Below are 25,623 nucleotides of genomic sequence, written 5' to 3'. Positions count from 1 at the left end.
GTCAGCTCTTGTTCTTCAGGTACGCGGCCGTCGCGGCCTTGGCGTCCTTGACGAACGCCGCCGCGTCCGACTTCCCCGAGACCAGCTTGTCGTCGATCGGCAGGAACACGTCGTTCCACCACTTCGCGTCACTGGCCGCCGCGTCGTACGTCCGGTGCGTGGCCTTCGCCCCGGCCACGTCCTGCTGTATCCCGGCCAGGTGCGCCGGGGCGGGGACGTCGCCGCGCGCGGGGATGCTCAGCGCGCCCTCCGACATGGCCCGGGCGTACTTCTTCTTCAGCGCGAAGGCCAGGAACTCCTTCGCCACCTCCGGGTTGTGCCCCTTGGCGTTCACGCCCCAGCCGAGCGTGCCGACCTCCACCGAGTCCTTGCCGCCCACCGGCAGCTGGAACGAGGTCACCTTGGCGTCGGCGGCCAGCTTGGGCTTGGTCTCGCCGGCCAGCCAGGTTCCGTTGATGTTCAGGTCGTACTCGCCCTGGGCCCAACCATCTTGCGCGGCAGGGAACTTGGTGGCCATGAAGTCCTTCTGGAAGTAGCCGCCGGCGGCGAGCTGCTCCACCTTCTTCGCCGCCTCAAGCACTTCGGGCCGGTCCCAGGCCGCCGGGTCGGTGGCGAGCGCCTTCATGCTTCCCTCGCCGTTCGCCCGGACCAGTGCGCTGTAGAACCAGTACACGTTGTAGAAGTTGATCGTGCCGTCCTGGCCGATCGGGGTACGCCCGGCCTTCTTCGCCTCCTTCAGGTACGCGACGAAGTCCTCCCACGTTTTTGGCGTCTTCACCGGGTGCTTGGCCGCGTCGAACCACACCGCCGTGGAGATCACCGTGTGCGGGACGAAGGCCAGCCCCTTGTCCGTGCTGGACGCACCCCGCACCGCCTTCGACAGCACCTCGGAGACCGGCATGCCCTCCCCGGGGACCCGCTTCTTCAGTACGTCGTCCAGCGGCGCGGCCAGATTCTGCGCGGCGAACCTGTCGATGGTGTCGGTGGAGGTGTCGAACAGGTCCGGGCCCTGACCGGCGGCCATTTCGGTGGCCAGGTTGTCATTGCCCTTGCGCCCCACGAACTTCACATCGACCTTGGTCCCGGTCTCCTTGGCGAAGTCGTCGAAGAGCGCCTTGATGGCCTTGCCCTGCGGCTCGTCCGCGCCCCACGAGGAGCGGTACACCAGCTCCTTGCCGGCGGCGGCGCTGTCCCCGCCACCGTTCTTCTTCCCGCACGCGCCCACGGTCAGGGCTAGTGCGCCCACGGTCAGTGCGGCCGTCAACTTGCGCATGGTGAACTGCCTTTCGTCACGTCTTCGGGAGGTCAAGGTCTTGCGTCAGTGCGGGTCTTGCGTCGGTGCGGGTCTTGCGTCGGTGCCGGGGCGCGGCGGAGTCGCGGACGCCGCAGTGGTGCGAAGGGTTCAGGTACGGGCTCTTACGTCGCCGGGGTGCGCGGTGCGACGGCCGGGTCCAGCGTGACCACCGAGCCGGTACGCCGGGCCCGTTCGGCCGCCCAGACCACACGGTGCGTGGCGAGGCTCTCGTAGCCGCTGGTCAGCACCAGGGAGGGATCCTGCTTTCCGACGGCGTCCACGAACGCGTCGAACATGGTCACGTCCCCGCCGCCGTGTCCGGCCGCCGCCGAGGCGTCCGCGCCGGCGCCGGTCTCCACGACCGACACCGTGTCCGTGAGGAAGTCGTGCACGCGCAGGGTCACCCCGTCGCCCTCGATCGATCCGAGAGTGCCGAAGACCCGCGTCTTGCGGTGTTCCAGGGCGGCGAACGCGGTGACCGTGCAGGTCGCGTTCGTGCCGTCGGCGAACTCCAGGCTCACCACCTGGTTGTCCAGCACGTCGTTCCCGCCGGCGAACGCGCACCGGCCGTAGGGGCCCTCCGTCAGCGCGGCGAGCACGCCCGCCTCGGTGCGGGCGCCGGTGACGGCCGACAGCGGCCAGAACTCCTTCTCCTCGTCTCCCAGGCAGTCCAGATAGATCCGCTTGGCGGAGTAGGCGCAGCTGCGCTCGACCGGGCAGGTCACACAGGTGTCGCCGGCACCTTCGGGCCGTTGCTCGGGACGGAAATGGATGAGCGCGCCGAACGAGCTGACGCGCGTGGGCAGTTCTCCCTTGATGTACGTGATCCAGTCGAGGTCGTGACAGGCCTTGGCCAGCAGCATCGGCGCCGACTCGTCCTCCCGGCGCCAGTTGCCGCGCACGAAGGAGTGCGCCTGGTGCCACCAGCCGATCTGCTCCAGATGCTGGATGTTCACCACCGTGCCGATCCGGCCGCCGTCGACGATTTCCTTGAGGGCGGCGGTGTACGGGGTGTAGCGCATGACATGGCAGACGGCGAGCAGTACGCCGTGCCGCTCGGCCGCCTCGGCGATGGCGCGCGCCTCCTCCTCGCGGTGCGCCATCGGCTTTTCGAGGAGGATGTCGTATCCCAACTCCGCTGCTCTGACCGCTGGTTCACGGTGCATTCGGTCCTGGGTGGCGACGATCGCGGCGTCCGCGAGGCGATCCTGGGCGAGCAGCTCGCGCCAGTCGGCGAAGGTGTGCTCCGCCGGTACGCCGTGCTCCTCGGCCATCGCACGGCGGCGGTCCGGGTCCGGTTCGGCCACCGCGACGACCCGGGCACGCCCGGTCTCCAGGGCGCGGCGGGCATAACACTGTCCGCGCAGCCCCGCACCGATGACGGCGAGAGTGACCATGGAAATCCCTTGACTTGCTTGCCAGTTACTAATGAAGACTGTTTTTATTTGTCTGTTCAGACTCTGTCAAGGGAAACCGTGGTGACGTTTTGACACAGCATGGGGGCGACACCTCACGCCTGCGCCGGATCAACCTGGTCACCACGTTGCGCACGGTGCGTGACGGCGGGCCGACCAGCCTGACCGAGCTGTCCCGGCGGGCGGGCCTGTCCCGGCCCACCGTGGAGAGCCTGGTGGAGGAGCTGCTGGTGACGGGCTGGCTCAAGGAACTCCCGCCCGAAACCGGGCAGATGGGGCGACCGGCGCGGCTGGTGGCCTTCCATGCCGCCGGCAGTCATGTGCTCGGTGTCGACATCGGCTCGTACAGCGTGCGTGCCACCGTCGCCGCCCTGGACGGCACGGTGGTGACCGCCTGTACCCGCCCGGTGGCCGCCGACTGCGGGCGGGCCGAGCGGCTGGCCGGCACCCGGGCGGTGGTCGAAGAGGCCCTGAAGCAGGCCGGGTTGGCGGCCGGTGAGGTCGCGGCCGTCTGCGTGGGGACCACGGGCGTGGTCACGGCGGAGGGGGTGGTGCGGCTCTGCGTCGGGCTGCCGGACTGGGTGGGGGTGGACCTCGCGGCGGAGCTGGGCGAGGCCTTCCGGTGTCCCGTACTGGTGGAGAACGACTGCAATCTCGCGGCGCTGGCGGAGAGCTGGAACGGGCTCGCGCAGGGCGTCACGGATCTGGTGTTCGTGCTGTCCGGGGTGCGGACCGGCGCTGGGATGCTGCTCGACGGGCGCATGCACCGGGGGCGGCGCGGGGCCGCGGGGGAGATAGGCGCACTGCCGCTGGTCGGCTGGCACCGGGCGCCCTCGCACCTGGCCGGCTGCCCGGGACTGCCGCCGGGGACGCTGCCGCAGGAGGTGGCGGAGCATGTCTTCGGGCGGGCCAGGGACGGGGATCCGGCCGCCCGCTGGGCCGTTGAGCAGTACGCGCACGACCTGGCCGAGGGAATCGCCGCGCTGGTCCTGACCGTCGACCCCGAGCTGGTCGTGGTCGGCGGTGGCCTCTCCCGCTCCGGCGACGTACTCCTCGAACCCCTCCGCCGCCACCTCGACCCGCTCTGCCTGGAACCACCGGAGCTGGCCATCTCCACCCTCGGCGAACGAGCGGTGGCCCTGGGCGCGGTCCGCCACGCCCTGAACCACTTCAACGCCACCCTCTACGACATCGACACACCCCTCCCGCGCCCGACCCCTTGACGAAAGCCCCCTCAACCCGCCATATATCCAAGGAGTTTGGCAATCTCCCACTGCCCCGCTTGGGCGGCGGGGGCTCCCCTGCCCCCCATTGCCTCAGCCCGCTTGGGCGGCGGGGCCGCCCCCCGGGGGCGGAACGGGCGGGCAAGGGGGCGGCCCCCGACGGAGTCGCACCCCACCCGCCCCGTCCCACCCCGACCCCGTATCCCCACCCCCTCCCAAGGAGCCCCGATGCCCACCAGACGCACCTTCCTCACCACCACCGTCGGCGCCACCCTCGCCCTCGCCGCCCCAGGAACAGCCTCCGCCGCAACGACCACCCACCCCGCACCCACCACCACTGCCGCCGGCACGACGTACTACCTGGACCCCCAATCCGGCAACGACACCGCCAACGGCACCACCCCCACCACCCCCTGGCGCACCCTCCCCCGCGCCAACCAGCACACCTTCCAGCCCGGCGACACCCTCCGCCTCGCCGCCAACCGCACCTACCCCGGCCAACTCGCCCCCAAGGGCTCCGGCACCCAGGCCGCCCCCATCACCGTCACCTCCTACGGCACCGGCACCAAACCCCTCCTCGCCGGAAACGCCACCGTCCCCTCCACCGTCCTCCTCGAAAACCTCTCCCACTGGACCCTCGACGGCCTCGAAATCACCAACGGCACCGGCGGCACCACCTGGCGCACCGGCGTAGAGGTCCGCGCCAAGGACATCGGCCCCGTCCCCGGCATCACCCTGCGCAACCTCTACATCCACGGCATGGACGGCATAGCCCAGGTCGGCAAGGGCAACATCGGCTCGGCCGGCATCCTGGTCAACGTCCGGGGCAACACCACCCCCACCTACTTCACCGGCATGCTCATCGAGAACAACGAGATCGCCGACACCAAGGCCTACGGCATCACCACCTGGTCCACCTGGATGCGCCGCGAAGGCTGGAACGAGCTCTGGGGCGAGCTCAACATCCCCACGACCGAGTACGGCCCCTTCACCCCCAGCACCGGCCTCGTCATCCGCAACAACTACGTCCACGACGTCGGCTCCGGCGGCATCAACCCCAACCAGGTCGCCGACACCCTCATCGAGTACAACACCGTGGCCCGCCCCACCTCCACGACCACCAACGTCGGCATCTGGTGGTCCGGCGCCGACCGCACGACCGTGCAGTTCAACGAGGTGTACGGGGCGCGGTTCGGCGGCCGGGGCCTGGACTGCACCGCCTTCGACGCGGACGCCTCCAGCCACGACAGCCTGATCCAGTACAACTACAGCCACGACAACGGCGGCGGCTTCTTCATCTCCGTCTCGCTCGGCACCGCCCCCGCCAGCGCCGTCATCCGCTACAACATCAGCCAGCACGACGGCAACGAGATCTTCACCTTCTCGACCAACACCGACGGCGTGGACATCTACCACAACACCATCTACGTCGCTCCGACCTCTACCTCCGCCCGCCCCCTCTACAAGATCGCGCAGGTCTACCACAACCCGAAGAACGTCACCTTCCGCAACAACCTGATCGTCAATCAGGCCGCCCTGCCCTACGACACCGCAGGCGTCACCTACCGCAACAACCTCTACGCGGGCGGTCCCGTCCCCCCGGACACCGCCGCCCTCACCGGAGCCCCCAAGCTGACCGCCCCGGGCACCGCCACCTCCCGCACCGACCTCACCGGCTACCGCCCGCTGTCCGGCTCGGCCGCCATTGCCGCCGCGCTCCCGATCCCGGGCAACGGCGGCCGCGACATCCTCGGCACCGCACTCCCGGCCATCACGCCCGCCGACCTCGGCGCCGTCCAGGCCGCGCCCGGCAGCCAGGGCGCCCCGGTCGCCACCACCACCCTGGGCACCGGCCAAGGAGCGATCTCCGCGATCGTCGACGGCAAGGAGTCCACCAGCTGGGGCAGCAAGGACCCGGCGGTCCTCCCGGGCACGGTCACCCTCGACCTCCGCACCCCGCGCGCCCTCAACTCCGTCACCCTGGCCACCCACTTCGGCCAGGGTCAGGGCTTCACCAAGGTCGACGTACAGACCTGGGACGGCACCGCCTGGACCACCAGGGTCACCGACGCGACGCTCGCCTGGAGCAGCAACACCTCCACGGTCGAACGCCGCACGATCACCCTCCCCGCCCCCGTCACCACCTCCCAGCTGCGCCTGGTGGTCAAGGCGGCCAACACCCAGTGGGGGAATGTCGCCCTGAACGAACTGACGGTCGCCTGACCCGTTCCGCCCCCTCCGCCGTTGCTGCCGGCCCCGTCCCGAAACCCCGTACGCGCACTTCTCGAAAAAAGGTCTCGCTCTCAGGGAGTGAACGCGTGTTCCCGGGCAAGGCTGGGGCGGGTACGCAACTGTGCCGTGCACGGACACCGTGCTCCCAAGGAGGAACCGCGATGCTGTCAGCCACCGTAGCCACGTCCGCGACCGCGACCGCCCCCCTGGCGGAGCCGACCGAGACGGAGCTGCCGCGTATCGCGGACCCGACCGCTGTCGCCCCCCGGGACGCCCGCGAGCTCTCCAGGCTCTTCCTCGACCGGCTCCAGGAACTTCAGGAGGGCACCCACGAGCACCAGTACGCGCGCAACACGCTGATAGAGATGAACCTTTCGCTGGTGAAGTTCGCGGCGCGGCGCTTCCGCAACCGGGGCAGCGGTGACCTGGAGGACATCATCCAGGTCGGCACCATCGGGCTGATCAAGGCGATCGACCGGTTCGACCTGACGCGTGAGGTGGAGTTCACCTCCTTCGCGATTCCGTACATCACCGGGGAGATCAAGCGGTTCTTCCGGGACACCACCTGGGCGGTGCACGTGCCGCGCCGGCTCCAGGAACTGCGTACCGAACTGGCCAAGGCCAAGGAGCAGCTGGCGACCGTGCTCGACCGCGACCCCACCGTCGCCGAGCTCGCCGAACTCCTGGAGCTGACCGAGGCCGAGGTCACCGACGGCCTGGTCGCCGCCAACGGCTACACGGCGGGCTCCCTGGACCTGCCCGCCGAGACCGGCAGCGACAACAACGCCAAGTCCCCCGTCTCGTACGCCGACTTCTTCGGCGCCTGTGACCCCAACATGGAGCTCTTCGAGGACCTGCACACCCTCGCCCCGCTGCTGGACTCGCTCAGCGACCGCGACCGTCACATCCTGTCGATGCGCTTCGGCCAGGAGCTCACCCAGTCCGAGATCGGCGACGCCCTCGGCATCTCTCAGATGCAGGTCTCCCGCCTGCTGACCCGGATCCTGGGCACCCTGCGCACGGGGATGCTCTCGACCGCCTGAGAGCCCGCGCCCGGGCACGCATCCCCGTGTTCCCGGATGCCCCCGGATCTTCTCGCGCCCGTTCCTGTGACGAAATTGGCGCAAAAGAGCCGGTGTGCACCACGTGACGCATGGGCATGCGCTGTTCACAGGACAATCACGAGAAGCACACCAGCTTCCCAGGCCGAGACCGGCCGGGACCGAACAAGAGACGAAAACCAAATAGTTGAAGGAGGACCCCCGCCATGCTGGTGCCCGACCCCAAGGTGCTGCGCGAACTCCTCGCCCGTTACGCGGAGACGAGACTCGCCCATGCCCGCAGGCCGAGCGACACGACGCGACGCGCCCTTGAGGACGTCTCGTACACCCTCTGTGTGACGACCTCGACGTCCAGAATCGACGCGGCCCTCGCGGCGGCGGACAACTTGCTGGCACGAACCTGCTGCGCGCGGGCGGCGCAGGAGCAGGAGGCGGGGACCCGGGAGACGATGGAGCGGAACGCGGTCGAGCCGGCCGCCGTCCAGGAGCAGGCCCAGGCGGATCTGGCCGCCTGAGCCCCTCCACTCCTCACTGTTCATCATGGGGTGGTGGTCGCCAGGTGCCGTCGGCGCAGGTCCAGGGCTCCGACCGCCGTACGTGCCACCACGAGCGCCCTCGGCACCACGGCGTGCCCGGCCGACGCCCACGGCAGCGCGGGCGTCGGCCGGCCGAGCGGCGTGGTGCGGGGTGCGGGGTGCCAATCCCGGCGCTCCGGCAGCGCACATCGCAGAGCGCTGGTCTACGGCCGACGCGGGGGGAGGTGGCGCGGCGCTGCCCAGGCCCTCTCTCCGAGGAGGGACATTGCGGCCGGCAGCAGTACGCCTCGTACGACGGTGGCGTCGATCAGGATGGCCAGGGCCATTCCGAGGCCCAGCATCTTGTACTCGATGGCGGACAGGGTGAGGAAGACCGTGAAGACTCCGGTCATGATGAGCGCCGCGCTGCTCACCACTCCCGCGCTCGCGGCGACGCCCTCGACCACCGCTCGGTGTGGCTCGGCGCCCGCGAGCCACCGTTCCCTGATCCGGCCGAGGATGAAGATGTGGTAGTCCATGCTCAGTCCGAACAGGATGATGAACATGAAGAGTGGCAACCAACTGACAACGCCACCATAGGAGTTGAAGTTCAGCAGGGATTCCAGATGACCGTCCTGGAAGACCCGGGCCAACGCCCCGTACGCGGCGCCGATGGACAGCAGATTGAGCAGGATCGACACCAGCGGAATGGTCCACGAGCGGAATGTCACGGCGAGCAGCAGGAACGCGAGCCCGAGGACGAAGGCGAAGACGGCCGGGGTCCGGCTGTTCACCTGTTCCGCGAAGTCGTGGGGAATGGCGGTCTTGCCCGACACGGCGTGCTCGACGCCCTGCACCGAGCCGAGCACGGCGGGCAGGGCCTGCTCGCGCAGGGTCTTGAGGGCCTGGTTCGCCACCGGGTCGGTGACGGCGCCCGCCAGGGGAACCCGTACCACCATCACTCCGCCGACCGGCTCGGCCGTGATCGGCTCCCGGAGCGCGCCGCCACTGCCGGCGGCCTGTCCGTGCAGTGCCTCGACGGCCCTGCGCACCTCGGGGGTGTCGGCCGGCGAGCCGTCCGTGCGGCTGATGACCACGCGGGCCGCGGTCGCCGCCCCCGGGAACTCCTGCTGCATCGCGCTCGCCGCATCCACCGCGGCCGAGACTCCCGGCGGCAGACTGGCCGTCACCGCCGCATCCTGCAACCGGAGTCCGAACGCGGGCAGTGCCACGACCACCAGAGCCGCGGCGGCCACCGCCCCCGTCCGCACCGGCCGCCGGACCACGGCCCCCGCCACCCGCCCCCAGAACCGGGAATCCTTCGGTACGATCCTGCGCCTGCCGAGCCAGGGGATGCGCCCCCCGTCCATCCGCTCCCCGAGCGCGGCGAGCAGCGCGGGCAGCACCGTCACCGATCCGAGCACCGCGAGGCCGACCACCAGGACCGTGCCGACGGTGAGCCCCTTGAAGACGTCCACACCGGTGAACAGCAGACCGGTCATGCAGATCATCACGGTCAGGCCGGACGCCACGACGGCATGCCCGGAGGTGCGTGCGGTGATCCGGAGCGCGTCGCGCAGTGGGTGTCCGGCGGCGCGTTCCTCCCGTACCCGTCGGAGGTAGAACAGTGAGTAGTCGATGCCCACGGCCACCCCGATCAGCAGCACGATGGCCGAGGCCGCGCTGTTGAACGGCACCCACTGGCCCACCAGTTGAAGCAGGCCGAAGGTGGCGGCCACCGTTGTCGCAGCCAGCAGCAGCGGGATTCCCGCGGCGATCAGCGACCCGAAGACGGCCAGCAGAATGAGGAGGGTGAGCGGCAGTGAGGTCGTCTCGGCGCGAGTGAGGTCGTCCTTGATCTCCTCGTTGACCGCTTCGGAGAGGCTGCGGTCGCCCGCCTGGGAGAGCCGTACCCGGGGGTGGTCCCGCCGCACCTGCTCGATGGCCTTCACCACGGCCGCGTAGTGCGCCTCGTACCGGTCGTCGGGGCCGGGCACCGAGACGGTGACCAGCCCGGAGCGGCCGTCCTCGGACACCCGGCGCTCACCGTGCTCCTCCAGTGGGGAGCCGACCTCACGTATCGCGCCCGGTGCCTGGCGCAGCGCGGTCACGAGGTGCTGGGTGGCGGCTCGCAATTCGGGGTTGCCTGTGAACTGCCCTGTGTCTGAAGGGTCTTGAGGTTGAATCAGAACATTCTCCGGGATGGAGCCGTCACTGTCCTGCGCGTCCAGCAGCTGTTGGGCGCGGCCCGATTCGCCGGGATCGACGGCCCGGGCGGCGTCACCCGTGGCGAGGGTTCCGCAGAGCACGGCGAGGACGACGAGGGTGAGCCAGCCGGTGATCGCCAGGGTGCGGTGCCGGGCGGACCACCCCGCGAGGGCGGCGATCACGCCGGGGCGCGGGGTACCGGCAGGGGCGTTGCCGAGCGGTAAACCGGTGTCGCCCGGCCCTCCGGGCATGGGGGCGGAATCGGGAGTGGACTGGGGGGTGGATCCGGAGACGGACTTGCTTCTGGGCAGCATGAGCTGCTCTCCTCTGACCTGGTGGAGTGTTCCTGCGCAAAACTCGCCTCGGCGAGGTGGTTCGGCTCCCCGTGGTCCGGGCCGTTGAGTTGCCGCTCGACGGCCCGGACGCTTCTGTTTCCGGGGATTACGGTGGATGGCGGGCCTGTGCCCCGGGGTTGGATTCAGGCTCCTATTCGACGTCCTTGAGGACCTTTTCGATCGAGTCCGTACGGCTCAGCAGATCCTCGACCCGGCCACCGATCTCGGCCAACTGCCGCTCGATCTTCTGCTGCCCCGTCACGGCTGCTTCGACGAGCTCCCTGTACTCCTTCTCGCGGGACAGCTGGGCCTTGGCCCGCCAGCTGATGGCCACCTGCCAGATGGTCGTGATGGCAACGCCGGTGAGCAGGACGAAGATGCCGATGACCCCTATGACTTCCTGCCACTCGTGCTCGTTCAACCCAGTGACTCCTTCTCGATGTTCAGCGTCTGTACGGCGCCGGCGATGTGCTCCGGTGTCAGGTGGACCGAGAAAGGGCTCACCTCGTAGTACTTCAGGGCCTTGCCGTCCGGGGACAGCTCCAGCTGCGAGGAGACCAATCCGGCCGCCTCCAGCTTCTTGAGATGGATCTGGAGCAGGGCCCGGCTGATGTCCAGCTCACGCGCCAGCCGGCTCACATAGTTGCGCCCGCCCGCGAGAGCGGCGACGACCCGCAAGCGGTGCGGATTGGACAGGGTGGCCAGCACCCGCACCAGGTCGTTGCCCGTCGGCGCGGGGTCCTTCATGTCGACTTCCAGCACATGCAAGGAAACGTTAGCAGGTGCCTGAGATCACTGTCGCGTGCAAGTACCCCCTATGTATTGGTCAGTTGCTGCCCGGAGGTGCGTCTTCGGGTCCGGTCCTCCTCTGTGAGGAGTGATCAGGAGTTCATCGTGTGCACGGCGAGCAGGGTCATCCATGCCCAGCCGAGGGTGAGGGAGACGCGCTGGATCAGGCCGCCGAGGCCGGACAGGTGGGGGGAGGGGGCGAAGGCGACGTTCGACAGGGCCATGGTGGCGGGGAAGAGCGCGCCAGTGGCGAGTGAATAGGCGTTCAACGCAGGGGAGTTGGACGGAGCGAGGACGAAGCAGGCTGCCGTGAGGGCGAGGAACGCGAGGACGGAGGACGCGTCGTGCAGGGCGCCGGTGCGGGTGGGGTGGCCGGGCTGGTCGGGGGTGCCGAGGGGGTAGCCGCACACCGGGTCGGTTCGGAAGAGGCCCGCGCCGAGGAGGCCGAGGCCCCAGGCGCCGATCAGCAGGGCGCCCCAGCGGGAGGGTCCCTCCTGCCACAGGCCGGCGGCGAAGGCCAGGGAGAGGAGGGCGGCGCAGATGAAGTTGGTGGTCTGGAGCCGTCCGAGGTGGCCGCCGAGGGCGAGTGAACTGACGGGGTGGCGGAGGGAGTCGTAGTTCCTGCGCGCGGCGCCGGTGAGGAGGTAGGTGGTGGTGAAGAGGGGGCCTGCGGCCACCCCGCAGGCGAGGAGGAGGGAAGGCATGGTGTCAATATTGGTTGACGGGATGAGTAGTGTCAACCTTAGTTGACGAGATGGGGTGAGCGTTGGGGGCGGGTGTGGGGCCGGATCCGGCTCTACCCGCCCGATGGCCCCGCTCGCATACTGGGGCCCATGCCCTTCGCCGATGAGCCGAGCTCGGTATCCGTGGGTCGCCTATTGCCCTTCCTGGCCGGAGGAGTTCGAGCGACTGGCCCTGCCGCTGGGGGGCCTGGGCGGTACGGCCCTGGCGATCGACCACATCGGGTCCACCTCGGTTCCCGGGCTCCCCGCCAAGGACTGCATCGACGTTCAAGTGCGTTTGCAGCAGGGGGAGTTGGGGCCCTCGGTGGAGGCCGCTCTCGGCGGGATCGGATTCCGGCGGCGGCCCGAGCCGTGGAACCAGGAGGAGACCTCCGCCGGGCACCTCTGCCGCAAGCTCGTCTTCGCGCCACCGGCCGGCTTCCGCCGCTGCAACGTCCACATTCGCGAGACCGGGCGGCCCAACACCCGCTTCGCCCTGCTCTTCCGCGACTATCTGCGCGCGGATGCCACCGCGAGAGACGCCTGGGGCACCTTCAAACAACGCCTTGCCCGCATCACCCCCGACCTCGCCTCCTACGGCCGGACCAAGGCCCCGGCCACCGACATCCTGCTGATCGCGGCGGAGCGGTGGGCGGGGGAGGTGGGGTGGCGCCCGACGGCGTGAAGGACCCCGCTTGAAGGACCTTGAAGGACTCCGCTTGCGGAAACGACGGTCAGGGTGATGCGTGCGGGACGTCCCGGTGGGGTGCGGCTGCGGGCGCGGTCATGTCGAGCAGGAGCAGCGCGTCGTGGTCGGGGGTGCCGGGTTCGGCGGTGTAGACGCCGATGCGCTGTCCGGGGGTGCCTTCCAGCTGCATGGACTGGGCGGTGAGCGTGACGGCGCCGACGCGGGGGTGGCGGAAGGCCTTCTGGGCGGGCTTGCGGCCCGTGACCTCGTAGCGTTCCCACAGCCGGGCGAAGTCGGGGCTCTTGAGGAGGAGCTCGCCGACCAGGTTGGTCAGGTCCGGGGCGTCAGGAGCGGTACCGGCGATGGCACGGAGGCGGGCGACGCACGCGGTGATCTGGCGGTCCCAGTCGGGGAACAGGTCGCGCGAGGCCGGGTGGAGGAAGAGGTAGCGGGCCAGGTTGCGGTGTTTGGCGGGCCAGTCCTCCAGTCCCGCGTACAGGGCGAGGCCGCCGGGGTTCCAGGCCAGCATGTCCATGCTGCGGCTGATGACGTAGGCGGGGTTGGGGCGCAGCGACTCCAGCAGCAGTTTCAGGTGGGGGCGCACGGTGCGGCTGGGGGCCGGCGGCGGTTCGGGGGCGTAGCGGGCGGCCCGGGCGGCGAGCTCGCGCAGGTGCTGGTGTTCCTGGTCGTCCATGTGCAGGGCGCGGGCGAGGGAGTCCAGTACGGCGGGACTGGGGCGGGTCTCCTTGCCGCGTTCCAGGCGTACGTAGTAGTCGATGCTGATCCCCGAGAGGGTGGCCAGCTCCTCGCGGCGCAGGCCGGGGGTGCGGCGGACGCCGGCGCCGACGGTGAGGCCGACGTGCTCGGGACGGGTCTGGGTGCGGCGGGCGCGCAGGTAGCGGCCCAGCTCGGCGCCCTCGCTGTTCGCGCTCTGGGATGCCATGACTCCAGTCTCACCCGGCAGGCAGCCGCGCCGCAGGCGGGAGGGGGGCCCTGTCATTACCCCTGAAGAGCCCGCCCTGCCACACCCGGGCAATCCGCGCGAAGGTGAATGAGGAAGACGCCGGCCTCCCGCGCGGCCCGGACTTCGACGGGCACGGCCTGCCGGGCCGGGCCAGGGTGGGAGACCGGGCGACACCTGATCGGAAGAGGGCGAGATGCGGTACATCAAGCTGCGTGACCTGGAGGTTTCCCGGATCGGGCTGGGCGCCATGGGCATGTCCCACGGCTACACCGGCTCGGGCACCGATGACGCGGAGTCGATCAGGACCGTGCACCGAGCCCTGGAACTGGGCGTCACGCTGATCGACACCGCCGAGATCTACGGCCCGTACACCAACGAGGAGCTGCTCGGCCGGGCGCTGAAGGGCCGCCGGGACAAGGTGGTGCTGGCCACCAAGTTCGGCCTGGTCTCGCACGGCGGCGACGGCCCCTGGAACCTGGACTCCGGCCCGGCCAACATCCGTACGGCGGTCGAGGGCTCCCTGAAGCGGCTGGGCACCGACCACATCGACCTGTACTACCAGCACCGCGTCGATCCGAACACGCCGATCGAGGAGACCGCCGGCGCCGTGGGCGAACTGATCGCCGAGGGCAAGGTCCGAGCCTTCGGGCTCTCCGAGGCAGGTCCGGACACCATCCGCCGGGCCCACGCCGTTCAGCCGGTCAGCGCGGTCCAGTCCGAGTACTCCCTGTTCACCCGCGGAATCGAGGAGCGCGTGCTCCCCGTCCTGCGGGAGCTGAACATCGGTCTGGTGCCGTTCTCCCCGCTGGGCCGTGGCGTCCTGACCGGCACCGTGCGCTCCACCGACCAGTTCGACGAGAACGACTTCCGCCGCGACAACCCGCGCTTCACGGGCGAGAACTTCCGGCGCAACCTGGCGCTGGCCGACGAGGTCAAGGCGCTGGCCGACGAGGCCGGTGCCACGCCCGGTCAGGTGGCGCTGGCCTGGCTGCTCGCCCAGGGCGACGACATCGCGCCGATCCCCGGCACCAAGCGGGTCAGCCGGGTCGAGGAGAACACCGCCGCCGACACGGTCACGCTCACCGCCGAGCAGCTCGACCGGCTCTCCAGCCTGCCGCCCGCCGCGGGCGACACCCACACCGAGGCCCAGGCCCGGATGCTCGAACGCTGACACGCGGCCTGCGGTACGTCCCCGGTACGACCCGGTCACGACCCCGTTCGGAGCAGTAACCCCTGATGCGTGCGGCAGTGATGTACGGAGCCGGTGACGTCCGCGAGCCGCCCGCCGGCCCGGACAAGGCCATCGAGGCCGTCATACTCCCCCGCCCCTGACCACCTGCCCCTGACCATCCGCACCCCCCGCCCCTGCCCCCCTGCCCCCACCCGTACAGCGAAGGACATCCCGCTCATGCAGACCGTCACCCTGAACAACGGCGTCGAAATGCCGCTCCTCGGCTTCGGCGTCTACCAGATCCCCACCGAGGACACCGAGCGCGCCGTCTCCGAGGCGCTGGCCGCCGGTTACCGCCTGCTGGACACCGCCGCCGCCTACGGCAACGAAGAAGCCGTGGGCCGCGCCCTCGCCTCCAGCGGCATCCCGCGCGAGGAACTGTTCGTCACCACCAAGCTGTGGGTCCAGGACGCCCCCGCCCAGGACAACACCCGCCGCGCGTTCGAGACGTCCCTGACCAAGCTGGGCCTGGACCACCTCGACCTGTACCTGATGCACCAGCCCTTCGGCGACGTCTACGGCCAGTGGCGCGCCATGGAGGCACTCAACCGCGAGGGCACGGCCAAGGCGATCGGCGTCGCCAACTTCTACCCCGACCGGCTGATCGACCTGATCGTCAACAACGAGATCACCCCGCAGATCAACCAGATCGAGACCCACCCCTTCTTCCAGCGCGCCGACTACCAGGACCTCATGCGTGAGCACGGCGTGCAGATCCAGTCCTGGGGCGGGTTCGCCGAAGGCAAGAACGACCTGTTCACCAACCCGCTGCTCGCCGGGATCGGCAAGGAGTACGGCAAGTCCGTCGCCCAGGTCGTGCTGCGCTGGCTCACGCAGCGCGGCGTCATCGCCATCCCGAAGTCGGTGCGGGCCGAGCGCATGGCCGAGAACCTCGACGTCTTCGACTTCGAGCTCACCGAGGAGCAGATGGCGCAGGTCGCCACCCTCGACACCGGCGGCTCCCTGTTCTTCGACCACCACGACCCCGAGATGGTCACCTGGCTCGCCGGGCGCCGCGTGGACAGCTGAAGCACGACGCCCCGATGAAGCACGACGCCCGCATGTACGGCCGAGGGTGCCCCTGAGGTCAGGGGCACCCTCCCGGCCCCGCACCCTTCACAGCGCACCGGGAGCCGTCCACCATGATCACGCCACAGCACCATGCCGCCCTGCCGAGCCGGCGCACCGTCCTGCCGAATCGGCGCACCGTCCTGCCGAGCCGGCGCACCGTCCTGCGCGGCGCGCTGCCGACAGCAGCCGCCGTGCTGAGCGCTTCCCACCTGGCCGCCTGCTCACCGTCCCCCACGCCGCCCAGCGGCTCCCCAGCCCTCTCCCCGTCCGCCACGGCGGGCAAAGGCCCGTTGAAACGAACGCTGTTGGCCTACTTCTCCCGTCCCGGCGAGAACTACTACTACGGCGGGCGCACCGACCTGAAGGTCGGCAACACCGAGGTGCTCGCCGAGAAGATCGCCGGCCGTACCGCCTGCGACACCTACCGGATCCGGGCCGCCGACCCCTATCCGCGCGACTACGACGCGACCGTCAGGCGCAACGTGCGCGAGCAGGACACCGACGCCCGACCGGCCATCGAGGGCCGCCTGCCCTCCCTCGACGGCTACGACACGATCCTCCTGGCCGGCCCCGTCTGGAACGTCCGGGCACCCATGATCATGACGACGTTCACCGAAGCCCTCGACTTCCGGGGCAAGACCGTCCACCCGGTCACCACCTACGCCATGAGCGGCCTGGGCACCACCGAACGCGACTACGCCGCCTCCTGCCCCGGAGCGACCCTCGCCGAGGGCCTCGCGGTACGCGGCGAAGAGGTCAAGGACGCCGACACCGCGATCGAGGCATGGCTGCGACGCGTCGGACTGCCCATCCGGTGACCTGCCCCGGTTCCGGAGGGGTGGGTCGTCAGGGGCGGGTGAGGAAGGGGGCCGTTGACGTCACGAAGGCTTCCGCGTCGTCGAGCCACGGGAAGTGCCCCGCGCCCGCCTGCTGTACCAGCTCCGCCGCCGGGAAGAGGCGTGCGAACTCCTCCACCGACCGGGGCGGGCTGTTCAGGTCCAGCTCTCCGGCCAGCAGGAACACCGGTGCCCGGAGTCCGGCCAGTGCCGCGCGGGTGGATTCGGGATCGTAGGCGCCCTCGGAGGCGTAGAGACGGGCCGCCTCCTCGTTCTCCGGTGTGCCGGACGCGGCGTGGTGCTGCTGCGCCGCCGCATCCCAACGGCCCCAGAAGAAGGGGGAGATGGCCTTGACGTCGTCCGGGTTGCCGCGCCCCGAATTGAGCGCCTCCAGCGCGGCGTACGCCTCGGGGAACCAGGGCTCGGCCTTGCGGAGCTGCGCGTTCGACAGGCGCAGCGAGACCGGGATCTGGATATCGACGGCACCGGTGCTGGGGGTGATCAGGGTCAGGGAGCGCAACCGGTCGGGGTGGTGGGCCGCGTACAGGGTCGCCAGATTGGCGCCCGCGCTGTGCGCGAGCAGGTCGAGTCGGGGCAGACCGAGGTGGACGCGCAGGGCTTCGATGTCCTGGACCTGGTGGTCGCAGCGGTACGAGGAGGGGTCGGCCGGGCGGGCGGAGTCGCCCGTTCCACGCAGGTCCAGGAAAAGGAGGCGGCGGTGCCGGTCCAGGCCGCCGAGGTCACCGAGGTGGCGGGAGGCCTGCATGGGGCCGCCGGGGAGGCAGACGACGGGCGTGCCGTTCCCGGCGGCGGAGGCCGGAGTGGCCGCAGTGGTCGCCGTGCCGCCGCCGGTGAGGCGGTAGGCAAGCAGGGTGCCGTCGGGTGCGGAGAAAGTGGGCATGGGCGGGAGCTTGGCAGGGGAGACAGCGCGCTGACAAGGGGAAATGGAGGAGGGGGCGAGGGGTGGGGTTGTGGGGTGGGGGCGCTATGGGTGGTGGGTCGCGGCCTCTCGTACCTCTCGTGCCTCTCGTACCTCTCGTACGGCGTCGTCCCAGGCGTCCGGGCTGCGGTAGTGGTGGGCGTGCCCGGCTGTCAGCACGAGGCGAAGTTCGGCCAAGTGGTCAGTTTCCGGCGGGAGGTGAAGCCCGGCGAGCAGCGCCAGTGCGGCCTCCTGGTGGAGGTTTCCGTAGACGTCGTGGTAACCGGCCAGCAGGCCCTTGAAGAGGGGCGGGTGGAGTACGGGAAGCCCGGCCGCCGCACGGTAGGCCGCTTCCTTGGCCTCCCAGGGGACCGGCCCCGAGCACTCCAGTACGCGGGAGGCCCGGCGGAGCAGCGCCGGATCCGGGTCCGGCGCCGTCAGCCGGTCGGCGTCCCGGCCGAGCATCTCGGTGAAGGCCGCCGCCGAGGTCTTGGCGTTCTCGAACCAGTCCACCCACAGCGAGTAGGTGACCGCGTCAGAGACCTTGGAGGCGTCAGGGGAGTCAGGTGCCTCAAGGCGTTCCCGATAGCAGTCCCGGAGGACGTCGGTGGGCAGCGGGCCGTTCGGGCCGGCATGGGCGAAGCCGATCTCGCAGGTCACCCAGTAGTCGCCGAGCAGGTCCAGCATTCCGAACGCCAGCCGGGTCTGCCCCGCCGGGTCGAGCCGCTCGTCGGTGAACACCATCTCCGCCCACTGGTGCGCCACCTCATTGGAGGTGAGCCGGCCCTCCGGGCTCTCGCCGTCGGTCCACTCGTCCGGCCCGACCTGCTGGACGCCTTCCTCCGCGAGCCAGCGCCGGGCATCCTCCTTCGCCTGACTGTTCATCCGTGCAGTATGGCGGGCAGCGGGTGCGGGACCGGCGGGCCCTTCCGCCCGTTCATGTAACCACTTAGAATGGTTACATGAACTCCTCGATGCGGACGCCCGGAAAGGCGGCCAAGGGCGTCAAGGGCATGCCGATGCGCTCGCGAACCGGCGTCGCCTACCGCTTCGACCCCGGCGCTCTCTGCCTCGAACTGCTCACCACCGGCGGCCCCGGCCCCTACCAACGGTACGAGGTGCTCCACGAGCCCGCCGACCTGGCCGCCTGGGCGGACCGGTCGCGGCTGGCGCCTTCCCCCGCACCGGTGCTGGAGATCACCGAGTCCGAGGTGGCGGACGCGCGGCGGGTGCGCGACGCCCTCTTCCGTATCGTCATGGCACTCACGGACGACACGGCACTCACGGGCGACAAGGCCGGGCAGAGCGGCCCCGCCGATGTGGCAACCCTCAACGAGGCCGCCGCCCGCCCGCCGCTCGCACCCGCCATCGGACCCGACGGCACCCGCCACTGGGCCCGCCCCGCCAACGGCACCCAACTGCTCGCCACCGTCGCCAGAGACGCCGTCGAGCTGCTGACCGGCGAGTTCGCCCACCGCGTCCGGGGGTGCGCCGCCGACAACTGCCGCCTGGTGTACGTCGACACCTCGCGCCCCGGCAGCCGCCGCTGGTGCTCCATGGAACACTGCGGCAACCTCCACAAGGTGCGTGCGCTGCGGGCCCGAACGGCGGACGGGCTCTGAGACGCGGGCTCCGCGGCGCCCGGCCTTCCGTGCACGGCTCCACGGGTGCACAGTCCCCGTCATGCTGCATGCCGTGCACGGCTCCGTACGGGGCACAATGCCCGTCATGCTGCATGTAAGGGTGATCACCCCCGCGACGCACACCGACGAGGTGCTGCGGATCACGACAGAGTCCCCGGCCGCCGTGAACGTACTGAAGATGCCCGGGGCCGCCCATGACCCGCCGGGCGATCTCGTCGAGTTCGACGTGGCGCGGGAGGGGGCCAACAGCGTCCTGGAGTCGCTGCGTACGCTCGGTCTCAAGGAGTCCGGTGCCATCACCGTCGAGCAGCTCGACCTGTCCATCTCGGCAGCGTCGCAGAGGGCCGAGGAGGCGGCGCCGGGTGACCCCGACGACGCCGTGATCTGGGACGAACTGACCGCGCGCACCACCGCCGAGACTCGACTGACCTGGGCGTTCCTCGCCTTCCTCGCGCTGGCGACTCAGATCGCGGCCATCGGTGCGCTGCTGGATCAGCCCATCCTGATAGTCGGTGCGATGGTGCTGGGGCCGGAGTTCGGTCCGGTGGCGGCGATCTGCTTCGGGGTGCTGACCCGCAGCATGAGCCTGGTCGGCACCTCGGTGCGCACCCTGGTCGTCGGATTCACCGTGGCCGTACTGATCACCATGGCGTGCGCGGCAGTGAGCCGACTGCTCGGCTGGGTCACCCCGGCCATGCTCGACGACCGGCCGCTGACGAGCTTCATCATCCACCCCGACCGGTGGTCCCTCATCGTGGCGCTGCTGGCGGGCGTCGCGGGCATCCTGTCCATGACGGCGGGCAAATCCTCATCCCTGGTGGGGGTCTTCATCTCGGTCACCACGGTCCCCGCCGCCGGAAACCTGGCGGTCGCCGTCCCCCTCGGCCACTGGAACGAGGTGACCGCCTCCCTCATCCAGCTCGGCGTCAACCTCGCGGGAATGCTGGTCGCGGGCACGGCCACCCTGTTCATCCAGCGTGCGCTGTGGGCCAAGTACGGACTGCGGGTGACGGTGGCGCGGCGGACCACGCCGCACTGAGGGCCGGTTTCCCCTCCCCGTACGGCTCCCCGTACGGCCCAGCGCGACCGGGGCGTACGGGGGTATCCCCCGGGCGCTACGGCTGAGACGCCGATGCCGCCTGTTTCTCCGGTGCCGCCGGTACGAAACAGGCTGTGATCGCCTTGCCGTGCTGCTGGTCGTGCGCCTCCCAGCTGTCGGCGAGGGCGTCGACAATGGCGATGCCACGGCCCGAGGTCTCGCCCAGCGAGCTGGACCTGCGGACGGGGCGGCGTCCGTCCTCGGCGTCGTCGTGGACGGAGGCGTGCACACAGCGGCTGTCCCAGGTCAGAGCGAGCTGGGCGTCACTGCGCGCGTGCAGATGGGCATTGGTGAGCAGCTCGGACACGCTCAGGATGATCGCGTCGACGGTGTCCGGGTCGTTCTCGTACCAGGGCAGCTGCGCCAGATGCTCGCGCGTCCACCTTCTGCCCTCCCGTACGCCCCCGGACATCGGAAACGTCCTGGCCCAGCCCACCGCCCGCATCGACATCGCGCCCTGCCCCTTCTCGCCGTCCGGTTCCGGTCGTGCGGCACCTGTGCGCCGCTTCGTCCGTCGCGGTACGTGTACCCCGGGACGCTCCGGTGAACAGGCCCGGGGGCGGGAGGCCGATACGGGTCCCGTCAGACACAGGCTCCTACGCCGCGCCCGCGTCCGTACCCGCGTCCAGGTTCCGTACGACGCGCAACCCGCGCGCCGCGTTGTTGACCCGTCCGTCGGGGCCGGCGGGGGAGGTCGTCCAGTACGCGTGCTCGTTGACCGCCATGGTCAGCTCCCGGATCCGCTCCCACAGCTCCTCGACCTGGTCCACCTGTTCCTCGGTGAAGACGGCGGAGGGTTCGGCGCCCCAGGGCGGGGCGGTGGCGAGCGTATGGAAGTCGGCCTGTGCCTCGTGAAGCTGCTGCTGGAGGGCCAGGAGGTCGTCGGGGAAGGGGGAGGCGTGGGAAGACATACCGGAAGCGTACGTCTGTTCGATTTACGAATGCCAGCCGAGTTTCCCGGACGGCTCCACCGGCAGCCACAGCTCGGCGTCCGCCTGCGAGCCGTCCTCGGACAGAACCGTGCGCAGGATCTCCGGGCCCGGGCGGCTGCGGTACGGGTTGGACGGGAACCACTGGGTGAAGACGTCCCGCCACAGCTCCTGGATGGCCTGCGGGGCCGGACCCGAGGTGGTGAAGACCGCCCAGGTGCCGGGCGGGACCGGCAGAGCGGTGGTGCCCCCGGGGGCGCCGGCCGAGGTGATCACACCCTGGTAGTAGTCGAGCTCGGTGCCCTCGGCGCGGCCGGGGTCCAGATCGTCGCAGACCGAGACGACGCCGGCCGGCTCCTGGTCCGCCAGTTTCGCCAGCCGGCCCAGGGCGGCCTTGTCGATGCCACGGACGAAGTCGATGATCGACTGGTTCGGCCCCGAGTGCACCAGCGCCACCCGCGCCTTGAACCCGACGACCTGGAACGCCGGCCTGTCGGCGATGCGGTAGCGCATGTCGCCGTTCCCTTCGACGGTGAGCCGGAAGGACATCCGGGGCTGGGAGCCCAGTACCGCGCCGGTGCGCCGCGCCTCGCCGGGGCCGATGCCGTGCATGGCGCGGAACGCCCGCGCGAACGCCTCGCCCGAGCCGTAGCCGTACCGGACCGCGATCTCCAGCAGTGTGTCCCGCCCCGACAGCACCTCGGCGCCCGCGAGCGTGAGCCGACGGCGCCGTACGTACTCCGAGAGCGGCACCCCCGCCAGCGCGGAGAACATCCGTCGCAGGTGGTACTCCGAAGTGGCCGCGATCCGCGCCAGCTCGGCCACGTCGACGGTGTCTTCGAGGTGCTCCTCGATGTGGTCCATGGCCTGGTTGAGTTTCTCCAGCACGTTCCGCTCCCTTCCTCAGCGGCCGTCGCCGAGGCCCAGCAGCAGGGCGCGCAGTGAGCGGGCGAACTGCTCCCGTTCGGCGGGGGAGAGCGCGGACAGCAGGCGCTGTTCGGTGCTCAGGTGGTCCGGGAGGGCGCCCTCGATCAGCTTCAACCCGGCTTCGGTCAGGGCGACCTGGACCACCCGGCCGTCGGTGGGGCTGGGGCTGCGGGAGACCAGGCCGCGCTCCTGGAGGCGGTCCAGACGCTGGGTGATCGCGCCGGAGGTGACCATCGCGGAGCGCATCAGCTCGGCGGGCGTGAGCGGGTGGTCGGGGCCGTTGCGGCGCAGGGTGGCCAGGACGTCGAAGGAGGCCGAGTCCAGTCCGTGCCCGGCGAAGGTGCGCTTCATCTCCGGCTCGATCAGCAGGACCAGCCGCTTGAGCCTGCCGATCACCGCCATCGGGGAAACGTCCAGGTCGGGACGTTGCTCGGCCCACTGGGAGAGGACCTTGTCCACATGGTCGGCCGCTGCCGGATCCGCTGCCGAAGTAGCCGCCGGATCCGCTGCCGGATTCGCTGCCGAAGCAGCCGCCGGGGCTGCTGTCGGGGCCGCAGTCGAAGCTGCCGCCGGAGCCACCGTCGGGGTCGTGCCGGTGTCTGATTCCTTCTTCGTCATGGGAACACCCTAGCCGTTCTCTTAGTGGTGAGATATATTGTCTTAGTGCTAAGGAATCGAACCGCCCTCGTGCTTCTTACCGCCCTCGCCCCTGCCGTCTGGGGCTCCACCTACCTCGTCACCACCGAACTCCTCCCCGCCGACCGCCCGTTGCTCGCCGGTGTGCTGCGCGCCCTCCCGGCCGGACTCCTCCTCGTGCTCCTCACCCGGCGTCTGCCGAAGGGGAGTTGGTGGTGGAAGTCGCTCGTGCTGGGTGCGCTCAACATCGGCATCTTCTTCGCCCTGCTCTTCATCGCCGCCTACCGCCTCCCCGGCGGGGTCGCCGCCACCGTCGGCTCCGTACAGCCCCTGCTGGTGGCGGGCCTCTCGGCCGGACTGCTCGGCCAGCGGCTCAGCCTCCGTACGGTACTGGCGGCCGTGACCGGCATTACCGGAGTCGCCCTGCTGGTCCTGCGGGCCGACGCCCGGCTGGACGCGCTCGGAGTGGCCGCCGCCCTCGGTGGCGCGGTCGTCATGGCGACCGGAGTCGTACTCAGCAAGCGCTGGACCTCACCGGCGCCGCTGCTCGCCACCACCGGATGGCAACTCGTCGCGGGCGGACTGCTGCTGGTGCCGGTCGCACTGTTCGTGGAGGGCCCGCCGCCGACCTCGTTCACCGGTGAGAACCTGCTCGGGTACGGCTATCTGACGCTGATCGGCGCCGCACTCGCCTACGCACTCTGGTTCCGCGGCATCAAGGCCCTGACGCCCACCGAGGTCACCTTCCTCGGCCTGCTCAGCCCGCTCGTCGCCACCCTGCTCGGCTGGCTGGTCCTCGGTCAGCAGCTCACCGCGCTCCAACTGGTCGGCGCACTGCTCGCACTGGCGGCGGTGGCGATCGCCCAGCTGAGGCCGAAGGGCGGCCGGGGAGTGGTGGCCGCGGGGCCGGCAGGAGCGGTGCCGGTGGAAGCGGGCCCGGCTGGAACGGGTCCGGTCGAAGCAGTCCCGGTCGAAGCAGGCCCGGTGGAAGCAGGCCCGGTGGAAGCCGCCCGCTCCGATGCCGCACGGCCGTCGGCCCCGGGCCCGGCCCGCTGACCTCACGTCACGTCAACCACGCCCACGTACCAACCACGCCCACGTGCAAGGAAATTGAGGCACACCATGCGTATCACCGTGCTCGGAGCGACCGGCGCCGCCGGCAGCCGTATCGTCACCGAAGCCCTCGAACGGGGCCACGATGTCACCGCCGTCACCCGTGACGCGGCCCGCTTCACCGTGCTGGACCCGCGCGCCAGACACCGTACCGGCAACGCACTCGACCCCCGCAGCATCGCCGAACTCGCCGCAGGGCAGGACCTGCTGATCAGTGCCACCAGGCCCGTCCCCGGTCAGGAGGGCCAGCTCATCGACACGGCAAGGGCGTTGTTCACCGGGCTTTCCGGCACGGGTGCGCGCCTGCTGCTGCTCGGTGGCGCGGGCAGCCTCCGCCTCCCCGGCAGCGACACCCTCACCGTCGTCGACGGCCCGGACTTCCCGTCCTCCTGGCGGCCCATCGCCCTCGCCTGCAACGAGCAGTTGGAGGTCTGCCGGGAGGCAGCGGCGGACGTGGACTGGGCGTACATCAGCCCGGCCGCCATGTTCGAGCCAGGGACGCGCACCGGTTCGTACCGGCTGGGCGTGGACGAGCTGCTGGTCGGCGCGGACGGCAACTCCGCGATCTCCATGGAGGACATGGCGATCGCCCTCCTCGACGAGGCGGAGCGCCCGAAGCACCACCGCACCCGGTTCACGGTCGGCTACTGAACGGGGCGGATGCGCCCCTTCGCGGGCGAGGCGGCGGCTACCGTGGGAACAGACTCGTCTGGAGGAGCCCATGAGCGTACGGCCGGAGGACGCCGACGGTGCCGAGCGGGCGGGCCGGACGGCCGTCCCGTCGGCCGGTACCACTCCCGCCCCCGCTGCGGCTTGCGCCCCTGATGCCGCTGCCGTTCCCGCCGCTGCCCCCGCTCCTGCCGCGGCCGCCCAGTTGCTCGCCCGGATCCGTACCGACCGGCGTGCCGCGCAGTGGGGGCCCGCCTTCGAGCGTGACTGGGGGAAGGCGCTGGAGGATGCGCGCCACAGTTACAGCCTCGCCCCGCTCCACGAGGTGATCCGGACCTGGCAGTCCCGGCTGGACACCGCCCCGGCCGTCGATGCCTTTCTCGACTCGGGGATGGATGACTCGCAGTACGTGGCGCTGGGGGACATTCTCGGGCGCTGAGCTGCGAGGGGGCGTCGTGGCCGACCCGGTCGGCGCGGCCGCGAGAGGGAACGGGGCACACTCTCGGTGACGTAAAGTCTCCGATTGAATGCGCTCCGTGACCGCCTGAGATCTGAGACGCGGACGGGCGCCCGTGCAAGGAAAGGCCCCCATGAAGAACCTCGCGAACCTCCTGACGCACCTCCCCCGGAATTCCTTCCGCGCCTTCGTGCCGGTCGTCGCCACCGTGCTCGCCGCCGTCGCGGCGGTGGCCGCCCCCGCATCCGCCGCTCCCGGTGCGGCCGTTGAGGCCTCGGCCGTGCGGGGTGACTGCCGGAGCATCGGCGGTTCGTTCACCGACAAGATGATCCCCGGCGAGTGCATCACCAGCGGGGGCAGCCGGCTGGAGATGCAGTACGACGGCAACCTCGTCCTGAGCAGGGACGGCCGGGTCTGCTGGGCGAGCGGCACCAACGGTACGGACGGTGTGTACGCGGTCTACTCGGGCGACTGGAAGTTCGACTCCCCGTATCTGTCCCTGGAGTCGCCGTACGGCGAGCTGCGCAAGTACCGCGGCAAGTACACCGGGCTGCACAAGAGCGGGAACGTCAGCATCAACGGGCAGGGCGAGGTCTGGGTCGCGTACGGCAAGATCGCCGGCTGCTGACGCTCGCGGAAAGGCACCG

At 70.5% G+C, this 25,623-nt stretch carries 27 protein-coding genes; 14 read left to right on the top strand and 13 right to left on the bottom strand.

The window, feature by feature from the left end:
- Position 1: 1 nt before the first annotated feature.
- Positions 2 to 1,273 carry an ABC transporter substrate-binding protein gene (locus ACIA73_RS02260; protein WP_399436331.1) on the bottom strand — a complete coding sequence of 424 codons (1,272 nt, stop codon included), beginning with the start codon at positions 1,271 to 1,273 and terminating at the stop codon, positions 2 to 4.
- Positions 1,274 to 1,416: 143 nt separating this feature from the next.
- A complete protein-coding gene (locus tag ACIA73_RS02255; RefSeq protein ID WP_399436330.1) occupies positions 1,417 to 2,691 on the bottom strand; it encodes a Gfo/Idh/MocA family protein in 1,275 nt (424 codons plus the stop codon).
- Positions 2,692 to 2,780: 89 nt separating this feature from the next.
- Between ACIA73_RS02255 and ACIA73_RS02250 the strand changes: the two genes are divergently transcribed.
- The 4 genes from ACIA73_RS02250 (at position 2,781) to ACIA73_RS02235 (ending at position 7,740) form a co-directional block, all read left to right on the top strand.
- Entirely contained in the window at positions 2,781 to 3,932 is a 1,152-nt protein-coding gene (locus tag ACIA73_RS02250) for an ROK family protein (RefSeq protein ID WP_399436329.1), read from the top strand.
- Positions 3,933 to 4,160: 228 nt separating this feature from the next.
- Positions 4,161 to 6,155: a discoidin domain-containing protein gene (locus ACIA73_RS02245; RefSeq protein WP_399436328.1), complete on the top strand. Its 1,995-nt coding sequence runs from the start codon at positions 4,161 to 4,163 to the stop codon at positions 6,153 to 6,155.
- Positions 6,156 to 6,325: 170 nt separating this feature from the next.
- Complete coding sequence (locus ACIA73_RS02240; protein WP_399436327.1) at positions 6,326 to 7,207, top strand: SigB/SigF/SigG family RNA polymerase sigma factor; 882 nt, start codon at positions 6,326 to 6,328, stop codon at positions 7,205 to 7,207.
- A gap of 224 nt (positions 7,208 to 7,431) precedes the next feature.
- Entirely contained in the window at positions 7,432 to 7,740 is a 309-nt protein-coding gene (locus tag ACIA73_RS02235) for a DUF5133 domain-containing protein (protein WP_399436326.1), read from the top strand.
- Between the two features lie 224 nt (positions 7,741 to 7,964).
- Here the strand turns inward: ACIA73_RS02235 and ACIA73_RS02230 are convergent, their stop codons facing one another.
- The 4 genes from ACIA73_RS02230 to ACIA73_RS02215 all read right to left on the bottom strand — a co-directional run bounded on the left by ACIA73_RS02230 (position 7,965) and on the right by ACIA73_RS02215 (position 11,776).
- Positions 7,965 to 10,262: an MMPL family transporter gene (locus ACIA73_RS02230; protein ID WP_399436325.1), complete on the bottom strand. Its 2,298-nt coding sequence runs from the start codon at positions 10,260 to 10,262 to the stop codon at positions 7,965 to 7,967.
- Positions 10,263 to 10,434: 172 nt separating this feature from the next.
- The gene (locus ACIA73_RS02225) at positions 10,435 to 10,704 is read right to left on the bottom strand and encodes a hypothetical protein (protein ID WP_399436324.1); all 270 of its coding nucleotides are present in this window, start codon (positions 10,702 to 10,704) and stop codon (positions 10,435 to 10,437) included.
- Positions 10,701 to 11,030: an ArsR/SmtB family transcription factor gene (locus ACIA73_RS02220; protein WP_399436323.1), complete on the bottom strand. Its 330-nt coding sequence runs from the start codon at positions 11,028 to 11,030 to the stop codon at positions 10,701 to 10,703. Before ACIA73_RS02220 ends, ACIA73_RS02225 begins: the two co-directional genes overlap by 4 nt.
- A gap of 134 nt (positions 11,031 to 11,164) precedes the next feature.
- On the bottom strand, positions 11,165 to 11,776 hold the full coding sequence (locus ACIA73_RS02215) for a DUF998 domain-containing protein (protein WP_399436322.1): 612 nt from the start codon (positions 11,774 to 11,776) through the stop codon (positions 11,165 to 11,167).
- Positions 11,777 to 11,918: 142 nt separating this feature from the next.
- Between ACIA73_RS02215 and ACIA73_RS02210 the strand changes: the two genes are divergently transcribed.
- On the top strand, positions 11,919 to 12,479 hold the full coding sequence (locus tag ACIA73_RS02210; protein ID WP_399436321.1) for a GrpB family protein: 561 nt from the start codon (positions 11,919 to 11,921) through the stop codon (positions 12,477 to 12,479).
- 49 nt (positions 12,480 to 12,528) lie between these two features.
- Here the strand turns inward: ACIA73_RS02210 and ACIA73_RS02205 are convergent, their stop codons facing one another.
- Positions 12,529 to 13,425 carry a helix-turn-helix transcriptional regulator gene (locus tag ACIA73_RS02205; RefSeq protein WP_399436320.1) on the bottom strand — a complete coding sequence of 299 codons (897 nt, stop codon included), beginning with the start codon at positions 13,423 to 13,425 and terminating at the stop codon, positions 12,529 to 12,531.
- A 214-nt stretch (positions 13,426 to 13,639) separates the two neighbouring features.
- Between ACIA73_RS02205 and ACIA73_RS02200 the strand changes: the two genes are divergently transcribed.
- From ACIA73_RS02200 to ACIA73_RS02190, 3 genes are all read left to right on the top strand, one after another.
- The gene (locus tag ACIA73_RS02200; protein ID WP_399436319.1) at positions 13,640 to 14,617 is read left to right on the top strand and encodes an aldo/keto reductase; all 978 of its coding nucleotides are present in this window, start codon (positions 13,640 to 13,642) and stop codon (positions 14,615 to 14,617) included.
- A 237-nt stretch (positions 14,618 to 14,854) separates the two neighbouring features.
- The gene (locus ACIA73_RS02195; RefSeq protein ID WP_399436318.1) at positions 14,855 to 15,706 is read left to right on the top strand and encodes an aldo/keto reductase; all 852 of its coding nucleotides are present in this window, start codon (positions 14,855 to 14,857) and stop codon (positions 15,704 to 15,706) included.
- Positions 15,707 to 15,819: 113 nt separating this feature from the next.
- Positions 15,820 to 16,566 (top strand): flavodoxin, encoded by a 747-nt coding sequence (locus tag ACIA73_RS02190; protein WP_399436317.1) that lies wholly within the window; start codon positions 15,820 to 15,822, stop codon positions 16,564 to 16,566.
- Between the two features lie 28 nt (positions 16,567 to 16,594).
- Here the strand turns inward: ACIA73_RS02190 and ACIA73_RS02185 are convergent, their stop codons facing one another.
- The gene (locus tag ACIA73_RS02185; RefSeq protein WP_399436316.1) at positions 16,595 to 17,485 is read right to left on the bottom strand and encodes an alpha/beta fold hydrolase; all 891 of its coding nucleotides are present in this window, start codon (positions 17,483 to 17,485) and stop codon (positions 16,595 to 16,597) included.
- 84 nt (positions 17,486 to 17,569) lie between these two features.
- Positions 17,570 to 18,388, bottom strand: a complete 819-nt coding sequence (locus ACIA73_RS02180; protein WP_399436315.1) for a hypothetical protein — start codon at positions 18,386 to 18,388, stop codon at positions 17,570 to 17,572.
- Between the two features lie 77 nt (positions 18,389 to 18,465).
- On the opposite strand from ACIA73_RS02180, the gene ACIA73_RS02175 reads away from it, so the two are divergent.
- Together ACIA73_RS02175 and ACIA73_RS02170 are read left to right on the top strand one after the other, a co-directional pair.
- Complete coding sequence (locus ACIA73_RS02175; RefSeq protein ID WP_399436314.1) at positions 18,466 to 19,125, top strand: CGNR zinc finger domain-containing protein; 660 nt, start codon at positions 18,466 to 18,468, stop codon at positions 19,123 to 19,125.
- A 61-nt stretch (positions 19,126 to 19,186) separates the two neighbouring features.
- Positions 19,187 to 20,185, top strand: coding sequence for a DUF389 domain-containing protein (locus ACIA73_RS02170; RefSeq protein WP_399436313.1), 999 nt, complete (start codon positions 19,187 to 19,189; stop codon positions 20,183 to 20,185).
- A gap of 76 nt (positions 20,186 to 20,261) precedes the next feature.
- Here ACIA73_RS02170 and ACIA73_RS02165 read toward each other — a convergent pair whose 3' ends face one another.
- The 4 genes from ACIA73_RS02165 to ACIA73_RS02150 all read right to left on the bottom strand — a co-directional run bounded on the left by ACIA73_RS02165 (position 20,262) and on the right by ACIA73_RS02150 (position 22,719).
- Positions 20,262 to 20,696 (bottom strand): ATP-binding protein, encoded by a 435-nt coding sequence (locus ACIA73_RS02165; protein WP_399436312.1) that lies wholly within the window; start codon positions 20,694 to 20,696, stop codon positions 20,262 to 20,264.
- Positions 20,697 to 20,841: 145 nt separating this feature from the next.
- Positions 20,842 to 21,156 carry a hypothetical protein gene (locus ACIA73_RS02160; protein ID WP_399436311.1) on the bottom strand — a complete coding sequence of 105 codons (315 nt, stop codon included), beginning with the start codon at positions 21,154 to 21,156 and terminating at the stop codon, positions 20,842 to 20,844.
- A 24-nt stretch (positions 21,157 to 21,180) separates the two neighbouring features.
- Positions 21,181 to 22,062, bottom strand: a complete 882-nt coding sequence (locus ACIA73_RS02155; RefSeq protein ID WP_399436310.1) for a helix-turn-helix domain-containing protein — start codon at positions 22,060 to 22,062, stop codon at positions 21,181 to 21,183.
- 15 nt (positions 22,063 to 22,077) lie between these two features.
- Positions 22,078 to 22,719, bottom strand: a complete 642-nt coding sequence (locus ACIA73_RS02150; protein WP_399436309.1) for a MarR family winged helix-turn-helix transcriptional regulator — start codon at positions 22,717 to 22,719, stop codon at positions 22,078 to 22,080.
- A gap of 45 nt (positions 22,720 to 22,764) precedes the next feature.
- On the opposite strand from ACIA73_RS02150, the gene ACIA73_RS02145 reads away from it, so the two are divergent.
- The 4 genes from ACIA73_RS02145 to ACIA73_RS02130 all read left to right on the top strand — a co-directional run bounded on the left by ACIA73_RS02145 (position 22,765) and on the right by ACIA73_RS02130 (position 25,604).
- Positions 22,765 to 23,793, top strand: coding sequence for an EamA family transporter (locus tag ACIA73_RS02145; protein ID WP_399436308.1), 1,029 nt, complete (start codon positions 22,765 to 22,767; stop codon positions 23,791 to 23,793).
- Between the two features lie 66 nt (positions 23,794 to 23,859).
- A complete protein-coding gene (locus ACIA73_RS02140; protein ID WP_399436307.1) occupies positions 23,860 to 24,501 on the top strand; it encodes an NAD(P)-dependent oxidoreductase in 642 nt (213 codons plus the stop codon).
- A 70-nt stretch (positions 24,502 to 24,571) separates the two neighbouring features.
- Positions 24,572 to 24,958 (top strand): DUF6247 family protein, encoded by a 387-nt coding sequence (locus ACIA73_RS02135; RefSeq protein ID WP_399436306.1) that lies wholly within the window; start codon positions 24,572 to 24,574, stop codon positions 24,956 to 24,958.
- A 151-nt stretch (positions 24,959 to 25,109) separates the two neighbouring features.
- Positions 25,110 to 25,604, top strand: coding sequence for a hypothetical protein (locus ACIA73_RS02130; protein ID WP_399436305.1), 495 nt, complete (start codon positions 25,110 to 25,112; stop codon positions 25,602 to 25,604).
- Positions 25,605 to 25,623 lie beyond the last annotated feature (19 nt).

Origin of the sequence: Streptomyces sp. NPDC051561 (genome assembly GCF_044454195.1) — a bacterium.
GTDB lineage: Bacteria > Actinomycetota > Actinomycetes > Streptomycetales > Streptomycetaceae > Streptomyces.
Note: the sequence above shows the minus strand (reverse complement) of the source record. Positions and strands in the feature narration are given on the sequence as shown.